Source organism: Marinobacter sp. X15-166B (genome assembly GCF_001752365.1).
Lineage (GTDB): Bacteria > Pseudomonadota > Gammaproteobacteria > Pseudomonadales > Oleiphilaceae > Marinobacter.
On the sequence record NZ_MEIY01000001.1, the window covers coordinates 956,279 to 978,709 of the forward strand.

A 22,431-nucleotide genomic window follows, 5' to 3' on the forward strand; every position below is an offset into this window, starting at 1 on the left:
TCCCGTGCCAGTTGCCGACTACAATAGCCGGATGCCAAACCACCTGCCCGATTATCTCACCGCCGAACAGCGTGCCATTATTACCGCCCCCTGCGACCATGCCGTCATCACCGCAGTGGCCGGCAGTGGCAAAACCTCCACGCTGGCGTGGCGGATCCGCTACCTGCTGCAACAGGGGCAGGATCCGGCGCGGATGCTGATTCTGATGTTCAACCGCAGTGCCCGCGTCGACTTCACCCGCACATTACAGGAGGTGACCCACCATACCGGGCTACGCTTACCGGAAGTGCGTACCTATCATGCCATGGGGCTGCGCCTGTACCGCCGGTTTGTCCGCGACGGCTATCTGCCGGCGTTTTCAGAGGCCATCCTGAGCGAACAGGAAATCAGCTACCAGGTTTGGCAACTGACCCGCCGGCTGGCGCCGGAGGACCTCGCGGACGAGCTGCGCCGCAACAAGAAAGATTTTGTGGAAACCGCCATGGGGTTCATCGACCGGGTAAAAACCTCCCTGCTGCCGGCGGCAGAAACCTTTACCGCCCTGGGTTACGCCAGCAAGCACAATTATCTGATCGATCTGTTCCACAGTTTCGAGCAATGGCGCAAATCCCAGGGCCGCATCAGTTACGCGGACATGCTCTACGAACCGGTGCTGGCCATCCATCAACACCCGCCCCTGCAACGGCTGGTGGCCAACAAGATGGATCTGATTCTGGTGGATGAATATCAGGACACCAATGAAATCCAGCACCTGCTGCTGCGCTACGTGGCCGGCGACCGGGCCCGGGTGACGGTGGTCGGTGATCCGGACCAGACCATTTATGAGTTTCGCGGGGCCAAGCCCGAATTCATTCTGACCCGTTTCGCCGCAGAGTTTGGCGCACCTCAGCAACATACCCTGAGCTACACCTTCCGCTACGGACACCGAGTGGCGCTGCTGGCCAACCATCTGATTACCCAGAACAACGGGCGCCGGGATATTCTGTGCCACGCCCACCCCTCCACCCCGGCTACCGAAATCCACTTGCACGAACACGAGCAGGACAGCGAGGTGGTGTTGCGCCTGCTCGACCCCCTGAGTGCCGAGGAGCGCGCCAACACCGCCATCCTGTTCCGGGTGTGGAGCCAGAGCGTGGCCATAGAATTGCGCCTGCTGGCGCGCCAGATACCCTATCGCATTGATGCCGGTAAGGGCGCGCTGTTCAGCCACGAGGTGAAAGCGGTCACCGCGCTGCTGCAGATTTTCGCCAATCAGCTGCCGCAACTGCCGGAGTTGGACCGGGTCGACCTTGCTCGCCAGTTGCTGCGTTTTCCCCATGTGGGCCTCAAGGCCGCCGAGCTGGAGCAACTGGCCCAGGGACTGGCCCGTGTCCCCCGGGACTGGGGCCGCTACCTGTTGTCGCTGGATTTCGGCGCGGTGGCGCCCATGGCCGCCAAAAAGCTGCGCACCCTGGGGGAGACGTTGGTCAAACTGGCCGCACGCTCCGGCACAGCCGCGGCCCTGGTCAAGACTTACGCGGAATTGACCGGGCTGTACGACGGGCTGCGCAGTCTGGCGCTGACGCACGACCAGGCCGACGAACGCATTGACACCCTCAACGGGTTCGTCACCTATCTGCACACCCTGGAGGTCGCCCCCGCCGAGGCGCTGGTGCACCTGCGCGCCCTGACCGCCCAGGCCTCCCGTGAACAACATCACGGGGTGCTGCTGTCGACCATTCACCGCACCAAGGGGCTGGAATGGCACCAGGTGATCATTCCCGGGGTGGTGGAAAAGTACCTGCCGGGCAGCCCCCGCCAGACCGACGACCTGAGCGCGTTGATCGAAAGTGAACGCCGGCTGCTGTACGTAGCCATGACCCGGGCACGCCAGCGTCTGCATCTGATCAGCCGCGCCCCCAGCCAGCGCCCCCATCTGGATGGCGAGCAGGGGCCCAGCCGTTTCATTGCTGAGCTGTGTTTCACCCTGTCGGACCAGTTTGGCCGTTGGCTGGACCAGCCCGACACCGGCGAGGGTGCACGCACCCTGAATCTGTCCCGGCCCATCACCACCGTCGCCGCCCGCTACGCCCAACAGGAAGGTGTGTCGCTGACCACCACGGCCGCGCCCAGATCCCAAGAGATTGACGGCCCGGTCTGGGCCAAGCCGCGTCTGGTGCACGCCATTTTTGGTCATGGCGCGGTGGTGTCGGAAGAGGAAAGTGCGTTTGCGGTACGTTTTGACGACGGCGAGACCCTCAACTTCAGTAAAAAAAGCGCCCACCTGTACTTTTCACTGCCCGCAGACTGACCGAGGCCGGGTGGCAGAATTCAGGTACCGGCGGGTGCCAGTCTGGCGTCAATGAACAGGTTGCGCGGGGTCAGTTCGCGGGGGCAGAACGTACCGAGCGCCACCTCGTAGCCCTGTTCTTCGAGGAAGAGTGCATAATCGAGCACCAGCCACACTTCCACCGGGCGCCGGAACACATGGCGCAGCAGTTCGCCACGGCGCACCTGTTGCCAGCACCGTTCGCCCTGCTGCTCCCAGCGGTCGTACTCCACCGCCGGGGGCAAGCACAGCTGTTTTTGCTGCGCCGCCCAGGCACAAAACCCCTTGAAATCGCCCCGCGTCAGCGCGGCCGGTGCCGGCGGCACCGGCAGGTATGCGTCCACCCCGCGCATGTGCCGTTGCAAAGCGTCGAACCCGAGGCGCCAGCGGTTGAGCTGTGCCCGGCGCCACGATGCCCGGGCGGGAGCGGTGACGGTTTCCTGCACCGCCAGACGCAATTCGTTGCGCCCGAACACGCAGCGCCGGGACTGCGCCCCGACCCGTGCTGACAGGGGGGCGTAATCTCCCGCGGTCAATGCGTAACAACAGGGGGACAGGCTGATACGCGGTGCCCGGGCGCTGCTGGCCCGACACAGCAAGGTGCGGTGCAAATCGCCACAGGCGTGTAACGCCACCCCGTGGGTGTGATCCGGCCAGTGCAGATCCGGCGCCAATACATCCTGCACGACCAGCGTCACCGGATCCCGATAACGCCGGGCCAGCCGGTTGCCGTCCGCCACCAGTGCGGCGTCCCATTCGAACCCGGTCACCGGCTGTCGGAAGGCCCGTGCCAGCGTGCGCGCCAGATGCCCTTTGCCACAGCACCAGTCCAGCACCGCCGCTCCTGCAGCCGGGTCAAGGGAAGCCAGCGCCCCCGCAAAAGCACCGGCTTGCAGGCGTTTGCGCCCCGGCATGTCGACCGCCAACGCTTCCGGCAGGGTTCTCGGGGCGCCGCCCCGGTCCGGCAGGTCGGCTGCGGCGGTCACCGCGCTCAGACCGGGCAGCACGGCCTCCAGGCAGGCGACGAACGCCACCGGGTGCTGCTCGAAATGATCGCACTCCGCCGGGCTCAGGGTGTCCAGCAATCCGGCCAACTCGGGGCGCTGCTGGCGCCAGGCCGGTTGCCGGTCGGCGAATGGCACCCACTGCCACAGGTCCGTGTACTGCGCCAGCCCTCGATCCAGCTGGCGCCACTGGGTCAGATGACCGCTTTGGGACGTCACACACACCTCATGGTACGGGTGGTTTGCAGCATTTCCAGAATGCCGTCGACGTACCGCATTCCGGTGGTCGGCAGGTCGAAACTGTGGGGGCGTAATACCCAGTCCTGCAACAAGCCCGTTAACGCGTTGTGCAGTAAACCGGCGGCAACCGGAATGTCCAGATCCGCCGGCAGTTGCCCCCGGGCCACCGCTTTGTCCAGCAATGTGGCGATGCGCGCATCTCCCTCCGCCCGCGCGGCGAGCATGCGTTCACGGATTTCCCCGCTCTCGGTGACCTGCTCACACCGGTGGAAAATAATCGCGAATATCTGCTGCCATTGCGGGTTTTGCGCCACCGTGTGCAGTAACGACTGGCAGCGCTTCTGCAGTTCGCCCAGCGGGTCATCGAGGCTCACCGGGTCGCGCTCGCCCAGCGTCTCCGCGGGCAGCCGCACCCGCTCGCAGAGCGCATTGAACAGGTCCGCCTTGTTGCGGAAGTGGCCGTATACCGCCCCTCGAGTGACCCCCGCCAGCTTGGCAATGGCTGATAAAGACGGCCGCGCAACGCCGTGCTCGTAAAACACCGCGATGGCGGCATCCAGGATGCGCTCACGGGTTTCCAGCGCGTCTTCTTTACTGCGTTTGGCCATAACCACCGTCTCTGTCGGAGTGAGGTCGAAAGTGCTTGCATTGTGCAATCAAAGATTAGTTTACATACATTCATGCATGAATGTAAAATGCGCGGTCCGATCATTTTTAATGCGATCGTTGTGTTCACTCCACCGCTCAACAAAGAGACCACTATGTCTAATCCAGTCCGACACTCGATAACCGGCGTTTTGGTGGCGTTTGCTGCAGTTCTGCTGAGTGCTTGTGGCGAAGAGCCCGCCAGCGCCCCCGCCCTGCCAGTACCCGAAGTGACCGTGGTGACGCTGACCGGCCAAACCGTCACCCTGCAACGGGATCTTCCGGGCCGTACCAGCCCCTCGCTGGTCGCCGAAGTACGGCCGCAGGTGAACGGCATTGTCAAAGCGCGGCTGTTCAAGGAAGGCGGTGTGGTGGAGGCAGGTCAGCCCCTGTACCAGCTGGATGACGCCCTCTATCAGGCGGAATTGAGCAGCGCCAAAGCAGCGCTGCAACAGGCGCAGGCCGCCCTGGAATCCGCCCGCCTCAAGTCTGAGCGGGTCACTCGCCTGAGCCAGTCCGGTGCCATCAGCCAGCAGGCGCTGGACGATGCGACCGCCGCCTACCTGGAAGCCAAAGCCCGGGTCGCGGTGCAGGAAGCCACCGTGGCTCGCCATCAGGTCACCCTCGATTACGCCCGCATAACTGCTCCGGTATCCGGCCGTATCGGCAAATCGTCAGTCTCTCGCGGCGCCCTGGTGACCGCCAACCAGGCTGCGCCGCTGGCGACCATCCAGCGGCTGGATCCGCTGTACATCGATTTGACCCAATCCGCCAGTGAATGGCTGCAACTCAAGCGGCAGCAGCAGGCCGGCGCACTGCAAGCGACCGGTAACGTACCGGTCACTATCCTGTTGGAAAACGGCGACGAATATGACCACAAAGGCAAACTCACCTTTGCCGATGTCACCGTCAATCCGTCAACCGGCAGCTTTGCCCTGCGCACCGAAGTGCCTAACCCGGACAGCACGCTGCTCCCCGGCATGTATGTGCGCGCCATCGTGAGCACCGGCAAACGGGACAACGCGATCCTCGTCCCCCAGCAAGGCATCAGCCGGGACCCCACCGGGCAGACCTTCGCCATGGTGGTCAACCCTGAAGGACTGGTTGAAAAGCGGTCGGTGGTGGTCAACCAGACCATCGGGGACCGGTGGCTGGTGGACGCCGGACTGCAGGCGGGCGATCGCGTGATTACCGAAGGCCTGCAGAAAATCCGCGTGGGCGGCAAGGTGGTCGCGGTAGAAAGTGAGCACGACGGTGCAGCACACACCGCCCAGGAAGCCCAGCCCGACACCGACACCCAGTCCTAAGGAGACCGGTATGGCTCGTTTTTTCATCGATCGCCCGGTATTCGCCTGGGTGATCGCGATCATCATCATGCTGGCGGGTGGGCTGGCAGTATTCACTCTGCCGGTGTCCATGTACCCGACCATCGCGCCCCCCACGGTGGACATCCGCGCCAGTTACCCCGGCGCCTCCGCTCAAGTGGTGGAAAACTCGGTCACTCAGGTCATCGAGCAGAACATGACCGGCCTCGACGGGCTGATTTATTTTGCCTCCAACAGTTCCGGCAATGGCCAGAGTCGCATCACCCTGACGTTCCAGAACGGCACCGATCCGGATATCGCCCAGGTGCAGGTGCAGAACAAGCTGCAACTGGCCATGCCCTTGTTGCCCCAGGAAGTGCAGCAGCAAGGCATCAGTGTCAGCAAATCCTCCAGCGGGTTCCTGCAGGTGATCGGTTTCGTGTCCACCGACGGCAGCATGAGCAAGGCGGACATTGCCGATTACGTCGGTACCAACCTGGCCGAACCTCTCAGCCGGGTACCGGGGGTCGGCAACGTGCAGGTGTTTGGCGCCAAATATGCCATGCGCATCTGGCTGGACCCCCATAAACTCGACACGTACCAGCTGTCCACCGCTGACGTGGTCGCCGCCATCAGAGCCCAGAATGCCCAGGTCGCCATCGGCCAGCTGGGCGGTACCCCTTCGGCGATGGGCCAGCAGCTGAATGCCACCATCACCGCCCAGGATCGCCTGCAAACCGAACAGCAGTTCCGCGACATTGTCATTCGCGCCAACCCGGACAGTTCCATTCTCAAACTCGGTGACATCGCCGAGGTGGAGATAGGCGCTGAAAATTACGATTTCATCACCCGTTTCAACGGTCAGCCGGCGGCCGGGGTGGCGGTGTCTCTGGCCACCGGTGCCAACGCCCTGAACACTGCCAAGGGGGTCGCCGAGCTGCTGGACGATATGTCGGCCTACTTCCCCGACAGCCTGGCCACGGTGGTACCCTTTGATACCACCCCCTTTGTGAAGGCGTCGATCAAAGGCGTGGTCATTACCCTGGTGGAAGCCATAGTGCTGGTGTTCCTGGTGATGTTTCTGTTCCTGCAGAATTTCCGCGCCACCCTGATTCCCACCCTGGCGGTGCCGGTGGTGCTGTTGGGGACCTTTGGGATTCTCGCCTCGCTCGGTTTCTCCATCAATATGCTCACCATGTTTGCCATGGTGCTGGCCATCGGTTTGCTGGTGGACGACGCCATAGTGGTGGTGGAAAACGTCGAACGCATCATGACCACGGAGGGTCTGTCACCGCTGGAAGCCACCCGCAAATCCATGGACCAGATCACCGGGGCACTGGTGGGCATCGGTCTGGTGTTGTCGGCGGTGTTCGTCCCCATGGCGTTCATGTCGGGCTCCACCGGGGTCATCTACCGGCAGTTCTCCGCCACCATCGTGTCTGCCATGGGGCTGTCGGTGCTGGTGGCGATTGTGCTGACCCCGGCGCTGTGCGCCACCATGCTGAAACCGGCGACGCCGGGTGAGGAGCGCGGCCAGAGGGGTTTCTTCGGCTGGTTCAACCGCAATTTTGAGCGCACCAGCAACAGCTATCAGCGCGGCGTGGCCGGGATTCTGGCGCGCCGGGGCCGGTTTTTGTGGCTGTTTTTGGGGCTCACCGGAATCATGGTGTTCCTGTTCCTGCGACTGCCCAGTGCGTTTCTGCCGGCCGAAGATCAGGGCATCATGTTTACCCAGATCAGCGCACCGGTGGGTGCAACCCAGCAGCGCACCATGCAGACCATTGAAAAGGTAGAAGATTATTTCCTCGAGTTCGAACAGGACTCGGTGGAGTCCATCTTCAGCATTCAGGGTTTCAGCTTCAGCGGGTCCGGCCAGAACGCCGGCATGGCGTTTATCAAACTGAAAGACTGGGCGGAACGCCCCGACGACAGCCAGAGCGTCAATGCCGTGGCGGGACGATCCATGGGTGCCTGGAGCCGCATCAAAGACGCCCTGGTGTTCTCGTTTGCGCCCCCGGCCATGCCGGAACTGGGCACCGCCGCCGGTTTTACGTTCTTCCTCAAGGACAACAGCGGCCAGGGCCATAACGCCTTACTGCAGGCCCGCAACCAGTTGCTGGGGGCGGCCAACCAGAGCCCGCTGCTGACCAAGGTCCGTCCCAACGGCCAGGAAGACACGCCGCAGTTTCGCATCCATATCGACATGGAGAAAGCGGCCACCCTGGGTCTGGCCATCAGCGACATCAACAACACCATGGCCACGGCCTGGGGGGGCGTTATATTGACGATTTCATCGACCGCGGCCGCATCAAGCGGGTGTATTTGCAGGCCGATGCCCGCTTCCGCATGAACCCCACGGACCTGCAATTGTGGTCGGTACGGAACCAGCAGGGTGAGATGGTGCCTTTTTCGGCGTTTGCTTCCACCTCCTGGGACTACGGCTCGCCGCGCCTGGAGCGGTTTAACGGGGTCTCGGCGATGGAGATACAGGGGGAAGCAGCTCCCGGCGTAAGCTCCGGCGAAGCCATGGCGGAGATCGAACGTCTGGTGGCGGCGGGGGCCCCTGGGTTTGGAATCGAATGGAGTGGTCTGTCCTATCAGGAACGGCAGGCGGGCGCGCAGACTCCCTTGCTCTATTCCCTGTCGCTGCTGATCGTGTTCCTCTGTCTGGCGGCGCTGTATGAAAGCTGGACCGTGCCCACGGCGGTGCTGCTGGTGGCGCCGCTGGGAATTCTGGGCGCAGTGTTGGCGAACACCTTGCGGGGCATGGAACAGGACGTGTACTTCCAGGTGGCCATGCTCACCACGGTGGGGCTGACCAGCAAGAACGCCATCCTCATTGTCGAATTTGCCAAGGCCAACCTGGACAGCGGCATGGAACTGATGGCCGCCACCATGCAAGCGGTGCGCGAACGCCTGCGCCCCATCGTCATGACGTCACTGGCGTTCGGTCTCGGAGTATTACCCCTGGCCATTGCCACCGGGGCCGGTTCCGGTGCACAACAGGCCATTGGCACCGGGGTCCTCGGCGGCATGCTGGTGGGCACTTTCCTCGGGCTGTTCTTTATCCCCCTGTTTTTTGTGGTGGTTCAGAAACTGTTTGGGCGCAAGTCGGCCCCTGTGACGGAGCCGGTCACCGTCCCGTGAGCCGCCCGCCCCCGCCGGAGCCTATTCCTGGAACCGGCTGGGGCGGAAGGCGTCCAGTGGCAGAGCCGGTTCTTCACCATCGATCACCTGCGCGATCAGGTCGGCACTGCCGGCCGACAGCGTCCAGCCAAAGGTGCCGTGGCCGGTATTGAGATACAGATTCTCCTGCAAGCCCCGGCCGAGGATCGCCGGACCATCCGGTGTCATCGGCCGGAACCCGGTCCAGGCGGACGCCTGGGTCAAATCCGCACAACCCGGAAAGCGCGCCGCCACGGACTTGGCAATGGTCGCCAGACGCGCCTTGGGAATGTCGCGCCGGAAATCCGCCAGCTCGACAAAGCCGGTGGCCCGCAGCCGGTTGCCCAGCCGGGTGGACACCACTTTGTAGTAATCGTCGTGTACCGTGGAGCGGGGCGCCAGCTCCGGGTCTTGCAGCGGCACCGTCAGCGAGTAACCCTTGACGGGGTAAATCGGCAAGCGCAGTCCCAGCGCAGAAGCCAGCTCCGCCGACCAGCAGCCCGCCGACAACACAAAGGCGTCCGCTTCGAGACGCTCGGTCTGGCCGTGCGCATTGGTGAACCGCACGGCGTCGAGTCGCTGTGAGTTGCCGTCCAGCCCGGTGACCTCGCAGTGGTAGCGAAACACCACACCCGCTTGTTCACACGCACGGGTCAACGCCCGGGTAAACAGATGGCAATCGCCGGTGGCGTCGGTGTCAAAACGGATGCCGCCATACAGGGGCCCTCCGCCGGTCATGCCGGGCTCATACTCGCGCACCTGGGCCGGGGTTAGCAGACTGTGGGCCACCCCCATCTCCTTCAGCAACCCCGACAGTTGCTGGTACGCCCGCAACTCTGCCGGGGTACTGGCCAACTGAATCAGCCCGGCGGTATCGCCATCGAACTTCAGCCCGAGCTCCTTGTCCAGCCGCTCGAAACAGGCCTTGCTGTGCGTGCCCAGCCGCAGCATGGCCCGCTTGTTCAAGCCATAAGCCCCGGGCGCGTAGGCATATTTCAATGTTGCCAGCAAAAACCGCATGGCTGCCAGCGACGGCGGCCAATGCATTTTCAGCGGGCCATCCTGTTTGATCAACCAGGGTAAGGCGTAGCGGACCATGTCCGCATCCGCCCAGGGGTACACCACGCCATACGATCGCTGCCCGGCGTTGCCGAAACTGGTTTCCAGGCCGGCGGCCTCCAGCCGCTCCAGCACCGTCACCCGGTGCCCTCGTTGTTGCAGGGCATACGCCGTAGTGACACCCACCACACCGGCACCAATCACGACAACGTGCATCGCCTTCCTCCCCGTGTTTTTTAACTGCAGGTTTGATTTGCGCCGATGGTCCACTCACCCGGGCCACCGGCACAGCCCCTATCATACCCATCACCGTGCGAACACCACACCTCCGGTGGTAAACTGTGCCGCTGCCACCCACCCCCTAATCTATGACCGGTATCTGTGAGCCTGCCATGAGCACCAAAAAACGCGACATTCCCGTATTCGATCTGCCGATCATTGAAACCCACTGTCACCTCGATTACCTCAAAGAGCGCCCACTGGCCGATACGCTGGATAACGCCCGCAAGGTGAATATCGAGCGCATCATTACCATTGCAGTCACCCCGGACAACCTGGCCACCGTGCGCGAGCTGAGCCAGGCTGCCCCCTGGGTTTACGGCACCCAAGGCATTCATCCCCACGATGCCGAACTGTACACCGCTGCCGTGGAGGCGGAAATACGTCAGCACAGTGCCGACCCCAAAATCGTGGCGATCGGTGAGATCGGTCTCGATTACTTTTATGACAATTCCGACCGCCGCGTCCAGCGAGAGGTTTTCCGCCAGCAACTGCAGATCGCCTGCGACACCCGGTTGCCGGTGGTTATCCACAGCCGCGAGGCCGATGAGGACACCATCGCGATTCTGCAGGAGTTCGAGCACTCCCTGCCGCGACGGGGGGTTATTCACAGCTTCACTTCCGGACCGGAGCTGGCCCGTTATGCCATCGACCAGGGCTGGCGTCTGGGATTCAATGGCATAGCCACTTTCAACAAGGCGGAGAACGTGCGGGACATCATCCGCATGACCCCTATCGAACAGATTTTGCTGGAAACCGACGCGCCCTTCCTGACACCGGTGCCCTATCGGGGCAAGGAAAACGCCCCCCACTACCTGCCTTTTATTGCCGAACAGGTGGCGGCGGTAAAACAGTTGGGGATTGACGAGGTGCTGCAAGCCACTTACCAGGCCAGTCTTGCGACCTTCTTCCCCGCGGGCTAAAGCGACAAGAACAAACCCATCAGCACCGGGGCGGCAAACGACAGGATGAACCCGGAAGCGATCGCGACCGGCACACACCGCAAGCCGCCACTGCTGCGGATAATGGGCAGGGTGAAGTCCATGGAGGTCGCCCCGCCGTAGCCGATGGCCAGGGCGGGCCGGGCGGTGATCACCAGGGGGATCACCGCCAACGCGATGATTTCCCGCAGCACGTCATTGAGGAACGCCACCCCGCCCCAAGCCGGCCCGAGGGCATCACCAATGACGATGCCGGATAAAGAGTACCAGCCAAACCCGGAGGTCAGAGCCAACATCTGCGGGAGGGACAACTCGTAAAACGGCGCAATGAGCACCCCGCACAGCAGCGAGCTCAGCATCAACATCACCGCAATGCCCAGGCCCTGACGATTCATCAGCAAACGACGCAGCGACAAACCCGCGTTACGCAGCTGCAGCCCGATCAGAAACAGCAACAACATCAATGCTCCGGTAGCCACTTCATCGACTAACGGCAGATCCGGCAATATCAGCGCCCCCATCACAACCCCCGCCACGACCGCTGCCAGAGGCTTCAGCGCGGCCATAAACAGGCGCCCATAACTCGCCGGGGTGACCGTATCGTCCACCTCGGGCCGCATCGGTTGCCAGCGGTGCCAGCCCCACAGCGCCAGCATGTTGGCGAACAGCAGCGCAGTCACCAGGCCCAGGACCTGACCGGCCATGGCACCCAACTGGCCCCATAACCCCTCCATCTGCCCCAATCCCAGGCCGAGAATGGCCAGAATAAAATACACCAAAGCGTCTACGCTGTGATGGATCACACTCAGTAAGGCAGGTTGCCGGAGAGTAAACAAAAAACCCAAAAACAGCGGGGCCAGAATCAACAGTGCATCGGTCAACATGGGGATCTCAGGAAGAGTGAGCAGTCCGCTCCGGGCAATAGGAGCGGGGCAACGGCACAGATCAGTGCAAGGGGTCATCGTGCTGATATTGCACCAACACCCAGGGGGCAATCACCACCGCCCAAAGCTCGGTATCCCGGTCGTACCAGCTTCGGGCCAGATCAGCGGACACTTCACCGACCTTGCCGGTGGCCATCCAGGACTCGAACTGGGCGGTGTTGTCCGCGACCAGTTCAACGGCCACGGTGAGCAGATCCAGTTCCGGAGCCACCTGCACCACGTGACCACGGGCGTAATACGTCTGCAGTTCACGCCAGCCGATTTTCGACGTTTCCAGATTCAGTTTGGTTATCAGTTCATCGGTTGATTGGGAGGATGACATGGGCGGCCTCTGACAGCGTTGGATCGAACAAGACGAAACCGCCTATTATCGCCCTACTGCCGGCTCGATTGCCAGACCTCCCGCACCCTGTCTGGCAGCGCCATGGGGTCAAAGGGTTTGGTGATCACCCCCACGGCCCCCAGCCGTTGATATTCTTCCACTTCCGCCGGCTGCGCCTTGGCGGTCATAAACACCACCGGCGTGGCCCTCAGCGCCGGCAGGGCACGCAGCGCCCGGAACGTTTCCCGACCATCCATGCCGGGCATCATCACATCCAACAGAATCAGATCGGGGTTGAATGCTTCCACACAAGCCAGTGCCTGCGCCCCTGACTCACACATCTTCACGGTAAACCCGCCGATCGACACCAGCGCCAGTTCGGCCACGGCGCGGATATCGGGTTCGTCTTCCACATACATGATTCTTTTCAGCTCTGGCATAGTGTTGGTCCTGATGCCGTGCGATAAGGAACCGCCGCAGGCGGCACATTGCTAATTAACGCGCTCCTCACCCAGGGTCGGCGGCGGCCACTGTCGCCGGGGCCGGCTTCGGGGCGGTCGGGTCGGCGCCGTCAAGCCCGATGCGGCGCAGCAGTCGCTGGCATTCCGTGGTGTCGGCCTGGCCGCGGGCCGTGAGGGCGGCCGCCCGCATCATGATGCGCTCTTTGCGGGTGTCGTCGTGCGCCAGATGATGCACCGCCCCGATCAGATCGCGCAACTCAATGGGCATGCGCCAACGGACCTTCAACTGGTTGCCATAGGGTTGCGACCAGGTCGTCAGGGCGTCTTCCACCTGCAGGTCTTCTAACGATTCGCCGCCATTGAGGTGACGCTGCAACACCGTTAATACCGCCAGCTCACCCACCTGACTGAGGAGCCCGGCAGTATAGGCTGCATCAGCCGCCACACCGATGCTGTGGGCCATGGTTCGCGCCGTTTGGGCCACCGCACGGGAGTGCGAGAGCACGGTTTCGGCGCGCTGCTGCAAACGCGCCTCGGTCAGCGCATGGGTCGCATCAAATGCCAGGGCCAGGGCCTGTTGCAGGGTCATGGATATGCCCAGCACCTTGACCGCGTCCAGCAAGGTGTTGACCGCTTCGCCCGAGCGTCTGAAAGTGCTGCCATTCGCCACATCCAGCAAGCGTGTGATCAACCCGGCCTGCCCCTGCCAGCGGGTCGCCAGATCCTGCGCGCTCAACCGCTGCTGTTGCGCCAGCAAGGGCACGATTTCGCCCGGTTGTAACCGCGTAGGCAACTGCAGACTGCCCTGCACCGCCTCTTCCAGCAACTGCGCCAACGGCAACCGTTCGCGGGCCGCCACGGTATCCGGTGGCAACAGGGTTTGCAGGCGCTCACGGATCTCTTCGATGCTGAACGGCTTGGTCACGAACCCGTTGATTCGATAGTGGGCCGCCGTGAGCACCGACGCCCGGTCGGCGCGGCCGGTGACCATCAATATGGGCACCTTCCCATCGGCGGCGCGCACCAGCCGCACCAGTTCCAGGCCGCTGCCATCCGGCAAATTCCAATCACAAATCAACAGGTCAAACTGCCCCCCTTGCCACGCTGTTTTGGCCGCTCCGAGCGAGCCGGCCAGGGTCACCGAGGCCGGCGCGCACAGGCCGGTCAGGATAGTGGCCAGCAATTCCGCCATCAACAGGTCGTCATCAAGAATCAATACTTTCACTGTGTCCTCACGTAAGCTGACCCTCGCCGTGCACCGTCACCCCATTGCGTCCCTGCTGCTTGCGTTGGTACAGGGCCGCATCGGCCGCGTTGAGGGCCGCGTCGGCATCGGCAAAATCGTTCAGTCGGGCGACGCCCGCGCTGAGGGTAACCTGAAACTCGGCGTGCGCACCACTGAACGCCAGACCGGAAAACTGGCGGCATATGTTGTCCAGTATTCCCCGCGCTTCAGCCAGCTCGCACTGCGGCAGAATCACCGCAAATTCCTCCCCCCGTACCGGCCGACGATATCGGTTTTGCGCAACCGGTGCCGCAACAGGCTGGCCAGTGCTTTGATCACCACATCCCCGACCGCATGTCCGTGGGTATCGTTGACCTGTTTGAAGTGATCCAGATCCAGCATCGCCACCGCCGTCGGGGTCGAGCTTCGCTGACACACCGCAAACCACTTGGCCAGTTCCTGTTTGATGCGGGAATGTTTCAGTAACCCGGTGAGACTGTCCTGAGTCGTCAGTTTGGCCAGCTGGCGGGCGCGGTGGCACCGCCCCCGCACCACGTTCACCAGACGCTGGTCGGTAATCGGTTTCTCAATAAAGTCGTCCGCATCCCGGGCCACTGCGGAAATTTGCTGATCGCGATCCTGCTCGGACGACAGGTAGATAATGGGCAAGCCCAGCCATTCCGGCTGGAAGCGGATCATCCGCGCCAGCGCAATGCCGGAGTAATCGCCCATATGGATATCCATCAACACGATATCCGGCTGGAACTCGAGCAGTCGGGCGCGGATCTGCTCGGGTTTGTGCACCACCACCACCTCCAGCCCGGCGTTGCGCAACACCAACTGGAAATGGCTGGCCAATTCAACGTCGTCGTCCACGATCAGCACCTTGCCCCCCCCGGAAAGCTCCGTCTCGGCCGCCAGTTGTTCAATACGCTCCGCCAACCGGGGGATGTCCGCGGGCTCCGTAAAAAAAACCGCCGGCCCCGGCCTCGGCGCTGCGGTACCGTGCTGCAAACGAGTTGCTGGTACTCAACACGATAATAGGCAAGGCGCTGTCCGGACACCGGGGAGTGCGAGCGCGCAAGGTCGTCACCAGCCGGCTGGCCATCACCTCGTCGGTGATCACCGCCGCCGTGGTACCGTCACTGCAGCACCCCAGCGCCGCCATAAAAGCGTCAACATCCGGATGGCAAGCCAATGCAAAGCCGTAGCGCGACAAACCATCGCTCAATTCCTGAGCCACCCGGTCCCGGGGCCGGATCAGATGAACCCATTTACGGGACCGGGTGCGGGCTGCCTCGGCAGCGACCGGGTCGAGTATGGGGCGCGAGGGTGCCGGTTCAGGGGACAAGCTGGCCGCCAGCGCCGACAGACGGGACCGGAACCCGGTGTCGAGCAAATGCGCCAGATCAGCCGCAGAACCGGCCTCGACCACCGGTTTTAACTGCTGCTCCAGTTCGGCGGCCATGCGACTCAGGTCATGCAAACCAAAGGTCCCGGCGGAACCGGCCAGTCGATGCAAGACCGCATAAGCGGATTTGGCATCGGCCAGCGCAACCTTGCCCGGGGACTGACGAAACAGACCGGACAACTGTGATACTTCTCCCCGTACCCGCTGAAAATACTGAGCTTTAATTTCATCCAGCTTTGCGGCAACATCCTGGTGTTTGGGTTTGGACATCCCGGGCTCCAACTTTTTGCTTGGCATTCACCACCCCGACAGGGTACCGGTTGCGGCAGGGTTTGACATCATCCACACTGGCAACATGCCAACAAACACCGGTTTTCGACCATCGCGCGATACAGACCCACAGCCCCATGACATCATCGACGCCTCCCCGCATCAAGCAACGCTCCCTCAAACGCCGCATCGCGCTGATCACCATTGGCAGCAGTCTGGCTACGGTACTGCTGGTCTTACTGACCGCCTACCAATCGTTGATCAAGGATTTTGAAACCCTGCTGACCCGCGAGCAGATCAGCGCCTCGCAGACCCTCGCTCATGCCGTCAATCAGCAGCTGGAACGACGTGTGCAGGCCCTGTCCAGCCTGGCCGCGGTGCTCACCGATGGCACCCGGCGACTGCCGCCGGACCAGTTGCGGCAAATTCTTGAACGCCAAAGTGGCACCAAGAATCTGTTTTCCCCCGGACTGACGGTGTTCGACGAAAACGCTACGGCGATCGCCGGAGACGCCCACACCACAGGTCGTATCGGTACCAATTACCGCGACCGGGATTACGCCCAGCGACTGCTGAAAACCCACCAACCGGTGATCAGTCGCCCGCTCATCGGGCGCACCACGGGGGTACCACAACTGGTGTTTATGGCCCCGATACTGAGCGACGACGGTGTGTTTCTTGGTGGTGTGGGCGGTTCTCTTGATCTGTCGAAGCAGTCTGTTTTGCCGGTCAACGAACTGGCCAAGCGTATCGACTCCGAACGGGACAACCTGCAGATCATCGATTCCGGCAACATGGTATATGTCTCCGGCAGTCACACCGGCCTGCATCTGGAACCGCTACCGGAACCCGGGGCAAGTCGCCTGGTGGATGCGGTGTTGTCGGGCATGCCTTCCGGTACGGAGCACGACAGCCATGGCAACCGGCAGATTTTCGCGACCGCCCATTTACAGCGGCTGGGCTGGTTGTTTGTGAAAACCACCCCCTACGAGAAGGCGCTTGCGCCAGCCTGGGCCTCCTTCCAGCGCTTTTTTCTCTGGAGTCTTGGCGGGGCGAGCCTGCTGGTGCTGTTCGGACTCTGGCTGACCCGGCGCGCCCTCCAGCCGCTGAACGCCATGACCGAGCGAATTACCCACATGGCCGATGCACCTCAAACCGGCGCGCGCCTGCCGGCCTCCAGGGTGCACGAATTGCAAGGGCTGACCCGCGCCTTTAACGCTCTGGCTCACTCCCGTGAACAAAAAGACCAGCAGATCCGTGCGCAGCGGGACCGGCTTGAACTGCAATTCCAGCAGAGCGGCGACGGTATCCTGACCCTGGATTCGGATAGCCTGACCATATTACGGCTGAACCGGCGCATGGCGGAGATGACTGGCTACCCGCCCGAGACGCTGGTGGGGCAAAAACCCCACGACAGCCTGTTTGCCGAACCCACCAAACTGTTGGCTTTTTTACAACACGTGGAACAGGACACTGGCGTACAGCACGCTGAGTTCAAACTTTACGACGCCAGCGGCAGCGCAATCGAGGTGGAGATCAGCGCCACCCGACTGGTGTTTTCCAGCCACGCCGAAATCATGCTGAACCTGCGGGATGCGACTGAACGCAACATGCTGGCGGCGCTGAAAGAGCGTTTTATAGCCACCCTCAGCCACGAATTACGCACCCCGCTCACGGCCATCAATGGCGCGCTCAAATTGCTGGTTTCGGGCACCTCCGGGGCGCTGCCGGACACGGCCCAGCAAATGGCGGAGCTGGGACTGCGCAATGGCCTGCGCCTGCAGACCCTGATCGACGACCTGCTGGATTTCAGCAAACTGGCAGCCGGCCATATGGCCATCACACTGTCCCCTTGTGACCTGCAGACGCTGCTGGAGGAAACCGCGCAGGGCAATCAGCCCCTCGCCATGAATCATGATGTTGCCCTGCAGCTGGATGCCTGCGGCCCCTGGCTGATTTCGGCCGATGCGGTCCGCCTGCGCCAGATTCTCGACAACTTTATCAGTAACGCGATCAAGGCCTCTCCGCCGGGCGGGGTGGTGACTCTGGCGGCCGCCACCCAACAGAACCGGGTTCGCATCAGTGTCACGGATCAAGGCAAAGGGATTCCTGATGAGTTCCGCCCCTTCGTGTTTCAGCGCTTTGCCCAGGCCGAAACCAGCCCCGGCGGTACCACCGAAGGTACAGGGTTGGGTCTGGCCATCTGCAAGGAACTGGCGGAGCAGATGCACGGTACTGTCGGCTACCGCTCCCAAGCTAACCAGGGCGCCTGTTTCTGGGTAGAGCTTCCCTTTCCGGAAACGACAACGCTGCCGAAACCCGATGAACCGGGCCGGCAGCGTTGCGATGACGGGGTTACCCAGAAGGTGCTCAGCTCTGCGCAATCATATCCCGAATGACGTAGTGCAAAATGCCCCCATGCTGGAAGTACAGAGCTTCTTTCTCGGTATCAATACGGGACACCAGCTCACAGGTTTCGCTGCGGCCATCGGTGTAGGTGATGGTGCAAGTCAGCCTGGCCCCGGGCCTGGCCGCCACGGACAAGCCTTCAATACTGATCAGCTCGGCACCGGTGAGCTTGAGCGTGTGGCGGTTGATACCCTCGGGGAACTGTAAGGGCATCACCCCCATGCCAATCAGGTTGGAACGGTGAATACGCTCGTACGACTCCGCGATCACCGCCCGCACCCCCAGCAAACGCACCCCTTTGGCGGCCCAGTCACGACTGGAGCCGGTGCCGTATTCTTTGCCGGCCACCACTACCAGCGGCGTTCCCTCGGTGGCGTACTGCATGGCAGCGTCGTAGATGGCCAGCTGCTCACCACTGGGAATGTGACGGGTATAGCCGCCTTCCACATTGTCCAGCATTTCATTGCGAATGCGCACGTTGGCAAAGGTGCCGCGCATCATCACCTCGTGGTTACCGCGTCGGGACCCGTAGGAGTTGAAATTGGCCGGTTGCACGCCGTGGTCCTGCAGATAGCGGCCTGCGGGACTGTCGGCGGCAATCGAGCCTGCCGGTGAGATATGATCCGTGGTCACCGAATCCCCGAGCAACGCCAGAATTCGGGCGTTCTGCACGTCTGCGATCGGCTCGGGCTGGGGCCCCATGCCCTCAAAGAATGGCGGATGCTGGATATAGGTGGAACCATCGGACCAGTCATACACCTGGCTGTCGGGTACCTCAATCGACTGCCAGATCCGGTCACCGTCAAACACCTGACCGTACTTTTTGCGGAACATGTCGGTCTTGACCTTCTCGACCGCGTGGGCGATGTCCACCTGCGAGGGCCAGATATCTTTCAGATAGACCGGCTTGCCCTCGCGGTCCTTGCCCAGGGGCTCGGTCGTCAGGTCCACACGCACATTCCCCGCCAGCGCATACGCCACCACCAGGGGGGGTGACGCCAACCAGTTGGTTTTGACCAGCGGGTGGATGCGCCCTTCAAAGTTACGGTTACCCGACAGCACCGACGCCACCGTGAGATCGCCCTCTATAACGGCCTCTTCAATCGGCGCCAGCAGGGGCCCGGAGTTCCCGATACAGGTGGTACAGCCATACCCCACCAGGTTGAAACCCAGCGCGTTGAGGTCGTCCTGGAACCCCGCCGCCCGCAGATACCCGGTCACCACCTTGGAGCCGGGAGCCAGCGAGGTCTTGACCCAGGGTTTGACCGCCAGACCGCGTTTGACCGCGTTTTGCGCCAGCAACCCCGCCGCCATCATCACACTGGGGTTGGAGGTGTTGGTGCAGGAGGTAATGGCGGCAATCACCACCGCGCCCGGATCCAGCCGGTGACTGGCACCGTCCAGGTCAAAGGTCTGGCTGGCAGCGTGCTCGTAGCTGGCCTCGACACCGACCGCGGTCTGGCCACCCTCGGATTTCAGCTGGGCCACTTCCTCGGATTTTTCTTCCTGCTCGTCGGTCGGCAGACCTTCCGCAGTGGCCATCAACAACTCAAACGACGCTTTCATATCCGTCAGCGCCACCCGGTCCTGCGGACGCTTGGGTCCGGCCAGACTGGCCTCTACCGTGGCCATGTCGAGCTCCATGGTGTCGGTATACACCGGCTCATGGCCCGGTTCCCGCCACAGCCCTTGCGCCTTGGCGTAGGCCTCAATCAGATCGAGTTGGTCCGGGTCGCGCCCGGTCAGTTTCATATAATCCAGGGTTTGTTCGTCGATCGGGAAAAACCCGCAGGTGGCGCCATACTCCGGTGACATGTTGGCAATGGTGGCCCGGTCCGCCACCGGCATGTCTTTCAGGCCATCACCGTAAAATTCAACAAATTTACCCACCACGCCTTTGTTGCGCAGCATTTCGGTGACCGTCAACACCAGATCGGTGGCGGTGATGCCTTCCCGTAATTTTCCGGTGATTTTGAACCCCACCACCTCGGGAATCAGCATGGACACAGGTTGCCCCAACATGGCCGCTTCTGCTTCTATGCCGCCCACACCCCAACCGAGAATGCTGAGACCGTTGATCATGGTGGTGTGGGAGTCGGTGCCCACCAGCGTGTCCGGATAGGCGAACCAGCGACCATCCTGCTCATGGCTCCACACGGTTTTACCCAGATACTCCAGGTTAACCTGATGGCAAATACCGGTTCCGGGGGGCACTACCCGGAAATTATCAAACGCCTGCTGACCCCAGCGCAAAAATTCATAGCGCTCCTGGTTGCGCTCCATCTCCCGGGCCACGTTGGCCTCGAACGCGGTGGCGTCGCCAAACTCGTCGACCATCACCGAGTGGTCAATTACCAGGTCCACCGGTGTCAGCGGGTTGATGATGGACGGGTCCTTGCCAGCCGCCTTAACCGCGTCACGCATGGCCGCCAGATCAACAACCCCCGGCACGCCGGTGAAGTCCTGCATCAGTACCCGGGCAGGACGAAATTGAATTTCGGTATCTGAATGACGATCCTGCAACCATTGCACCATGGCCTGAATGTGGCGTTGATCAACGGTGTCCCCATCTTCATTACGGAGCAGGTTTTCCAGCAAAACCTTCAACGAGAATGGCAGCTTGCTGATGTCGCCAAGCGAATTTCCGGCTTTGGGCAGACTGTAATAATGAAACGTCTTGCCGCCAGCCTCCAGGCTGGACAAGGTATTTAAACTGTCATTCGACATACGTTCCTCCTTTGCGTGATCCCCAGAGTGTAATCGGGGCACTTCTTACTACCTCTATCTACTATCGCATCAATTGGCGGGACTTCAACCTTGCAGCTGCAACCTCGCGGTTGGCGTGCACCGCCGGGTACCGGGCCGAATGCTGTCGGCAGGCTCCGACTTGCGACCGAATCGCTGGCCCAAGCCGCTGCCTTCTGCGATGATTCCAGCACTCTGCACCCCTTTTCCACCTCAACAAAAAATGGCGAGCCTTCTTGAAAAACGACTGCCACTATCACCCCGCGGTTCCGGCGAAATGGCACTGTAGCCACTGTCAGACCTATTATTGCCAACGCTGCATGCCCGATGGCGACACCAAAAAACAAAGGGGCATCTGCCCCGGATGCGACCACCCCCTGCGTTATCTGGGTGCTGCCACGGAGGTGGTTCCCTTCTGGAACCGGTTGTCGGCCTTTTTTCGTTACCCCTTGCACCTGGACCCGTTATTGGTCATCGGCATCTGCACTCTGGTGCCGCTGCTGATTTCCGCCTCCCTGATCGGGCTGATAGTCAGCCTGTTGTTGTTTGTCGCGCTGCTGAAATACACCTACGCCGTCATTCGGCACACCGCGGAAGGCCACATGACGCCCCCACCTCTGGCCACGGCGTTTTCGGGCAGCGGTTTCAACATAGTATTGCTGCAATTGCTGGTGTTTGTGGCCATGGGCGGTCTGGTGTTCGCAGCCGGCCTGATTGGCGGGCCCTTACTGGCGTTGCTGATGCTGGCGTTTGTGCTGCTGGCGCTGCCCGCCAGCATCATGATTCTCGCCATGGAGCACTCCGTCGGCGCCGCCATCAACCCCATGAACCTGGCTTCGCTGATGGCCCGAATCGGCTGGCCTTATTTCCTCATGTACGGTTATCTGATTCTGCTCTCCCTGGCCAGTGGCGCTGCCCAGGAGTTTGCCTTCCAGCACTTCACTCCCTGGCTGGCGCAGCCGTTCAGCGGCTTCCTCAACAGTACTTTTACCCTGATGCTGTTCCACCTGCTGGGCTATGTGGTGTTTCAGTTTCAGGAAGAACTGGGGTTTGCCAGCGACCTGCAAGACGGCGACGCGCCGGTTGCGATGGCGCAGCGGGATCGCAGTAAGCGGCTCGACGCCGACCTGGACATCCACCTCAAGGACGGCAATTACGACAAGGTGCAGGCACTGCTGGTGGCGGCGCTCAAACATGAGCCCGCCAACAGCGAGCGCACGGGGCAACTGTACGCCCTGCTAACCGCCCGCAATAACAACGAGGAACTCTACCGCTACCACCCGCGCATACTCACCTGGCTGGCCGAGCGTCGCAATGGTGCCGGTATCGCCGATTTGTTGTCCCGGCTGGCCGCGGTGGACCCCCGGTTCCGGCTGGACGACGATGGGTTGATTCTGGCCTGCGGGTCGGCGTTGGATCAGGCGGGCGAGTTCAAAGCAGCCCTGAAGCTGCTGCGGGATTTTCACAAGCGCTTTCCCGACAGCGAACACCTGGCCGGGGCGTATATTCTCGCGGCACAGATTCTGGCCAACCGTCTGCAGCAATGGGACAAAGCCACCGCATTTTTGAACTTCGTCAACCAGCACTGCCCCGGCAGCCCGCAGCATCCGCACCTTGCCGACTACCTGCAGCAGGCCAAAAACCGCGAGCCGCTGAAAGGCCCGCGCGCGAATTTCATGACCGACTCATGAGACACCCG

14 protein-coding genes and 2 pseudogenes are annotated in these 22,431 nt (G+C 62.0%); 6 read left to right on the plus strand and 10 right to left on the minus strand.

Annotation, left to right across the window (positions count from 1 at the left end; genetic code table 11):
• Positions 1-31 precede the first annotated feature (31 nt).
• The gene (locus BG841_RS04535; RefSeq protein WP_070056566.1) at positions 32-2,290 is read left to right on the plus strand and encodes an ATP-dependent helicase; all 2,259 of its coding nucleotides are present in this window, start codon (positions 32-34) and stop codon (positions 2,288-2,290) included.
• 20 nt (positions 2,291-2,310) lie between these two features.
• On the opposite strand, the gene BG841_RS04540 is transcribed toward BG841_RS04535, so the two are convergent.
• Together BG841_RS04540 and BG841_RS04545 are read right to left on the minus strand one after the other, a co-directional pair.
• On the minus strand, positions 2,311-3,531 hold the full coding sequence (locus BG841_RS04540; protein WP_198929152.1) for a methyltransferase: 1,221 nt from the start codon (positions 3,529-3,531) through the stop codon (positions 2,311-2,313).
• Entirely contained in the window at positions 3,528-4,160 is a 633-nt protein-coding gene (locus tag BG841_RS04545) for a TetR family transcriptional regulator (protein ID WP_070056568.1), read from the minus strand. The genes BG841_RS04540 and BG841_RS04545 overlap by 4 nt, the downstream gene beginning before the upstream one ends.
• Before the next feature lie 153 nt (positions 4,161-4,313).
• On the opposite strand from BG841_RS04545, the gene BG841_RS04550 reads away from it, so the two are divergent.
• Positions 4,314-5,504, plus strand: coding sequence for an efflux RND transporter periplasmic adaptor subunit (locus BG841_RS04550; RefSeq protein WP_070058685.1), 1,191 nt, complete (start codon positions 4,314-4,316; stop codon positions 5,502-5,504).
• A 10-nt stretch (positions 5,505-5,514) separates the two neighbouring features.
• A pseudogene (locus BG841_RS04555) lies at positions 5,515-8,648 on the plus strand (efflux RND transporter permease subunit).
• Between the two features lie 21 nt (positions 8,649-8,669).
• Here the strand turns inward: BG841_RS04555 and BG841_RS04560 are convergent.
• On the minus strand, positions 8,670-9,941 hold the full coding sequence (locus BG841_RS04560) for a D-amino acid dehydrogenase (RefSeq protein WP_070056569.1): 1,272 nt from the start codon (positions 9,939-9,941) through the stop codon (positions 8,670-8,672).
• Positions 9,942-10,117: 176 nt separating this feature from the next.
• Between BG841_RS04560 and BG841_RS04565 the strand changes: the two genes are divergently transcribed.
• Entirely contained in the window at positions 10,118-10,927 is an 810-nt protein-coding gene (locus BG841_RS04565; protein ID WP_070058686.1) for a TatD family hydrolase, read from the plus strand.
• On the opposite strand, the gene BG841_RS04570 is transcribed toward BG841_RS04565, so the two are convergent.
• From BG841_RS04570 to BG841_RS16695, 6 genes and pseudogenes are all read right to left on the minus strand, one after another.
• Positions 10,924-11,829, minus strand: a complete 906-nt coding sequence (locus tag BG841_RS04570; RefSeq protein ID WP_070056570.1) for a lysine exporter LysO family protein — start codon at positions 11,827-11,829, stop codon at positions 10,924-10,926. The two genes, BG841_RS04565 and BG841_RS04570, sit on opposite strands and share 4 nt — an antisense overlap.
• Before the next feature lie 61 nt (positions 11,830-11,890).
• Complete coding sequence (locus tag BG841_RS04575) at positions 11,891-12,211, minus strand: DUF2288 domain-containing protein (protein ID WP_070056571.1); 321 nt, start codon at positions 12,209-12,211, stop codon at positions 11,891-11,893.
• Between the two features lie 53 nt (positions 12,212-12,264).
• The gene (locus BG841_RS04580; RefSeq protein ID WP_070056572.1) at positions 12,265-12,651 is read right to left on the minus strand and encodes a response regulator; all 387 of its coding nucleotides are present in this window, start codon (positions 12,649-12,651) and stop codon (positions 12,265-12,267) included.
• Positions 12,652-12,718: 67 nt separating this feature from the next.
• Positions 12,719-13,897 carry an HDOD domain-containing protein gene (locus BG841_RS04585; protein ID WP_070056573.1) on the minus strand — a complete coding sequence of 393 codons (1,179 nt, stop codon included), beginning with the start codon at positions 13,895-13,897 and terminating at the stop codon, positions 12,719-12,721.
• Positions 13,898-13,904: 7 nt separating this feature from the next.
• Positions 13,905-14,782: pseudogene (locus tag BG841_RS16690) on the minus strand (GGDEF domain-containing protein).
• A gap of 40 nt (positions 14,783-14,822) precedes the next feature.
• Positions 14,823-15,578 carry an Hpt domain-containing protein gene (locus BG841_RS16695; RefSeq protein ID WP_158007595.1) on the minus strand — a complete coding sequence of 252 codons (756 nt, stop codon included), beginning with the start codon at positions 15,576-15,578 and terminating at the stop codon, positions 14,823-14,825.
• Between the two features lie 137 nt (positions 15,579-15,715).
• Here BG841_RS16695 and BG841_RS04595 point away from each other — a divergent pair, with 137 nt between their 5' ends.
• Positions 15,716-17,977, plus strand: a complete 2,262-nt coding sequence (locus BG841_RS04595) for a HAMP domain-containing histidine kinase (RefSeq protein WP_070056574.1) — start codon at positions 15,716-15,718, stop codon at positions 17,975-17,977.
• Here the strand turns inward: BG841_RS04595 and acnA are convergent.
• Positions 17,949-20,714 (minus strand): aconitate hydratase AcnA, encoded by a 2,766-nt coding sequence (acnA, locus tag BG841_RS04600; RefSeq protein ID WP_070056575.1) that lies wholly within the window; start codon positions 20,712-20,714, stop codon positions 17,949-17,951. The two genes, BG841_RS04595 and acnA, sit on opposite strands and share 29 nt — an antisense overlap.
• A gap of 254 nt (positions 20,715-20,968) precedes the next feature.
• On the opposite strand from acnA, the gene BG841_RS04605 reads away from it, so the two are divergent.
• The gene (locus BG841_RS04605; RefSeq protein ID WP_070056576.1) at positions 20,969-22,423 is read left to right on the plus strand and encodes a hypothetical protein; all 1,455 of its coding nucleotides are present in this window, start codon (positions 20,969-20,971) and stop codon (positions 22,421-22,423) included.
• The last annotated feature ends 8 nt before the right edge of the window (positions 22,424-22,431 follow it).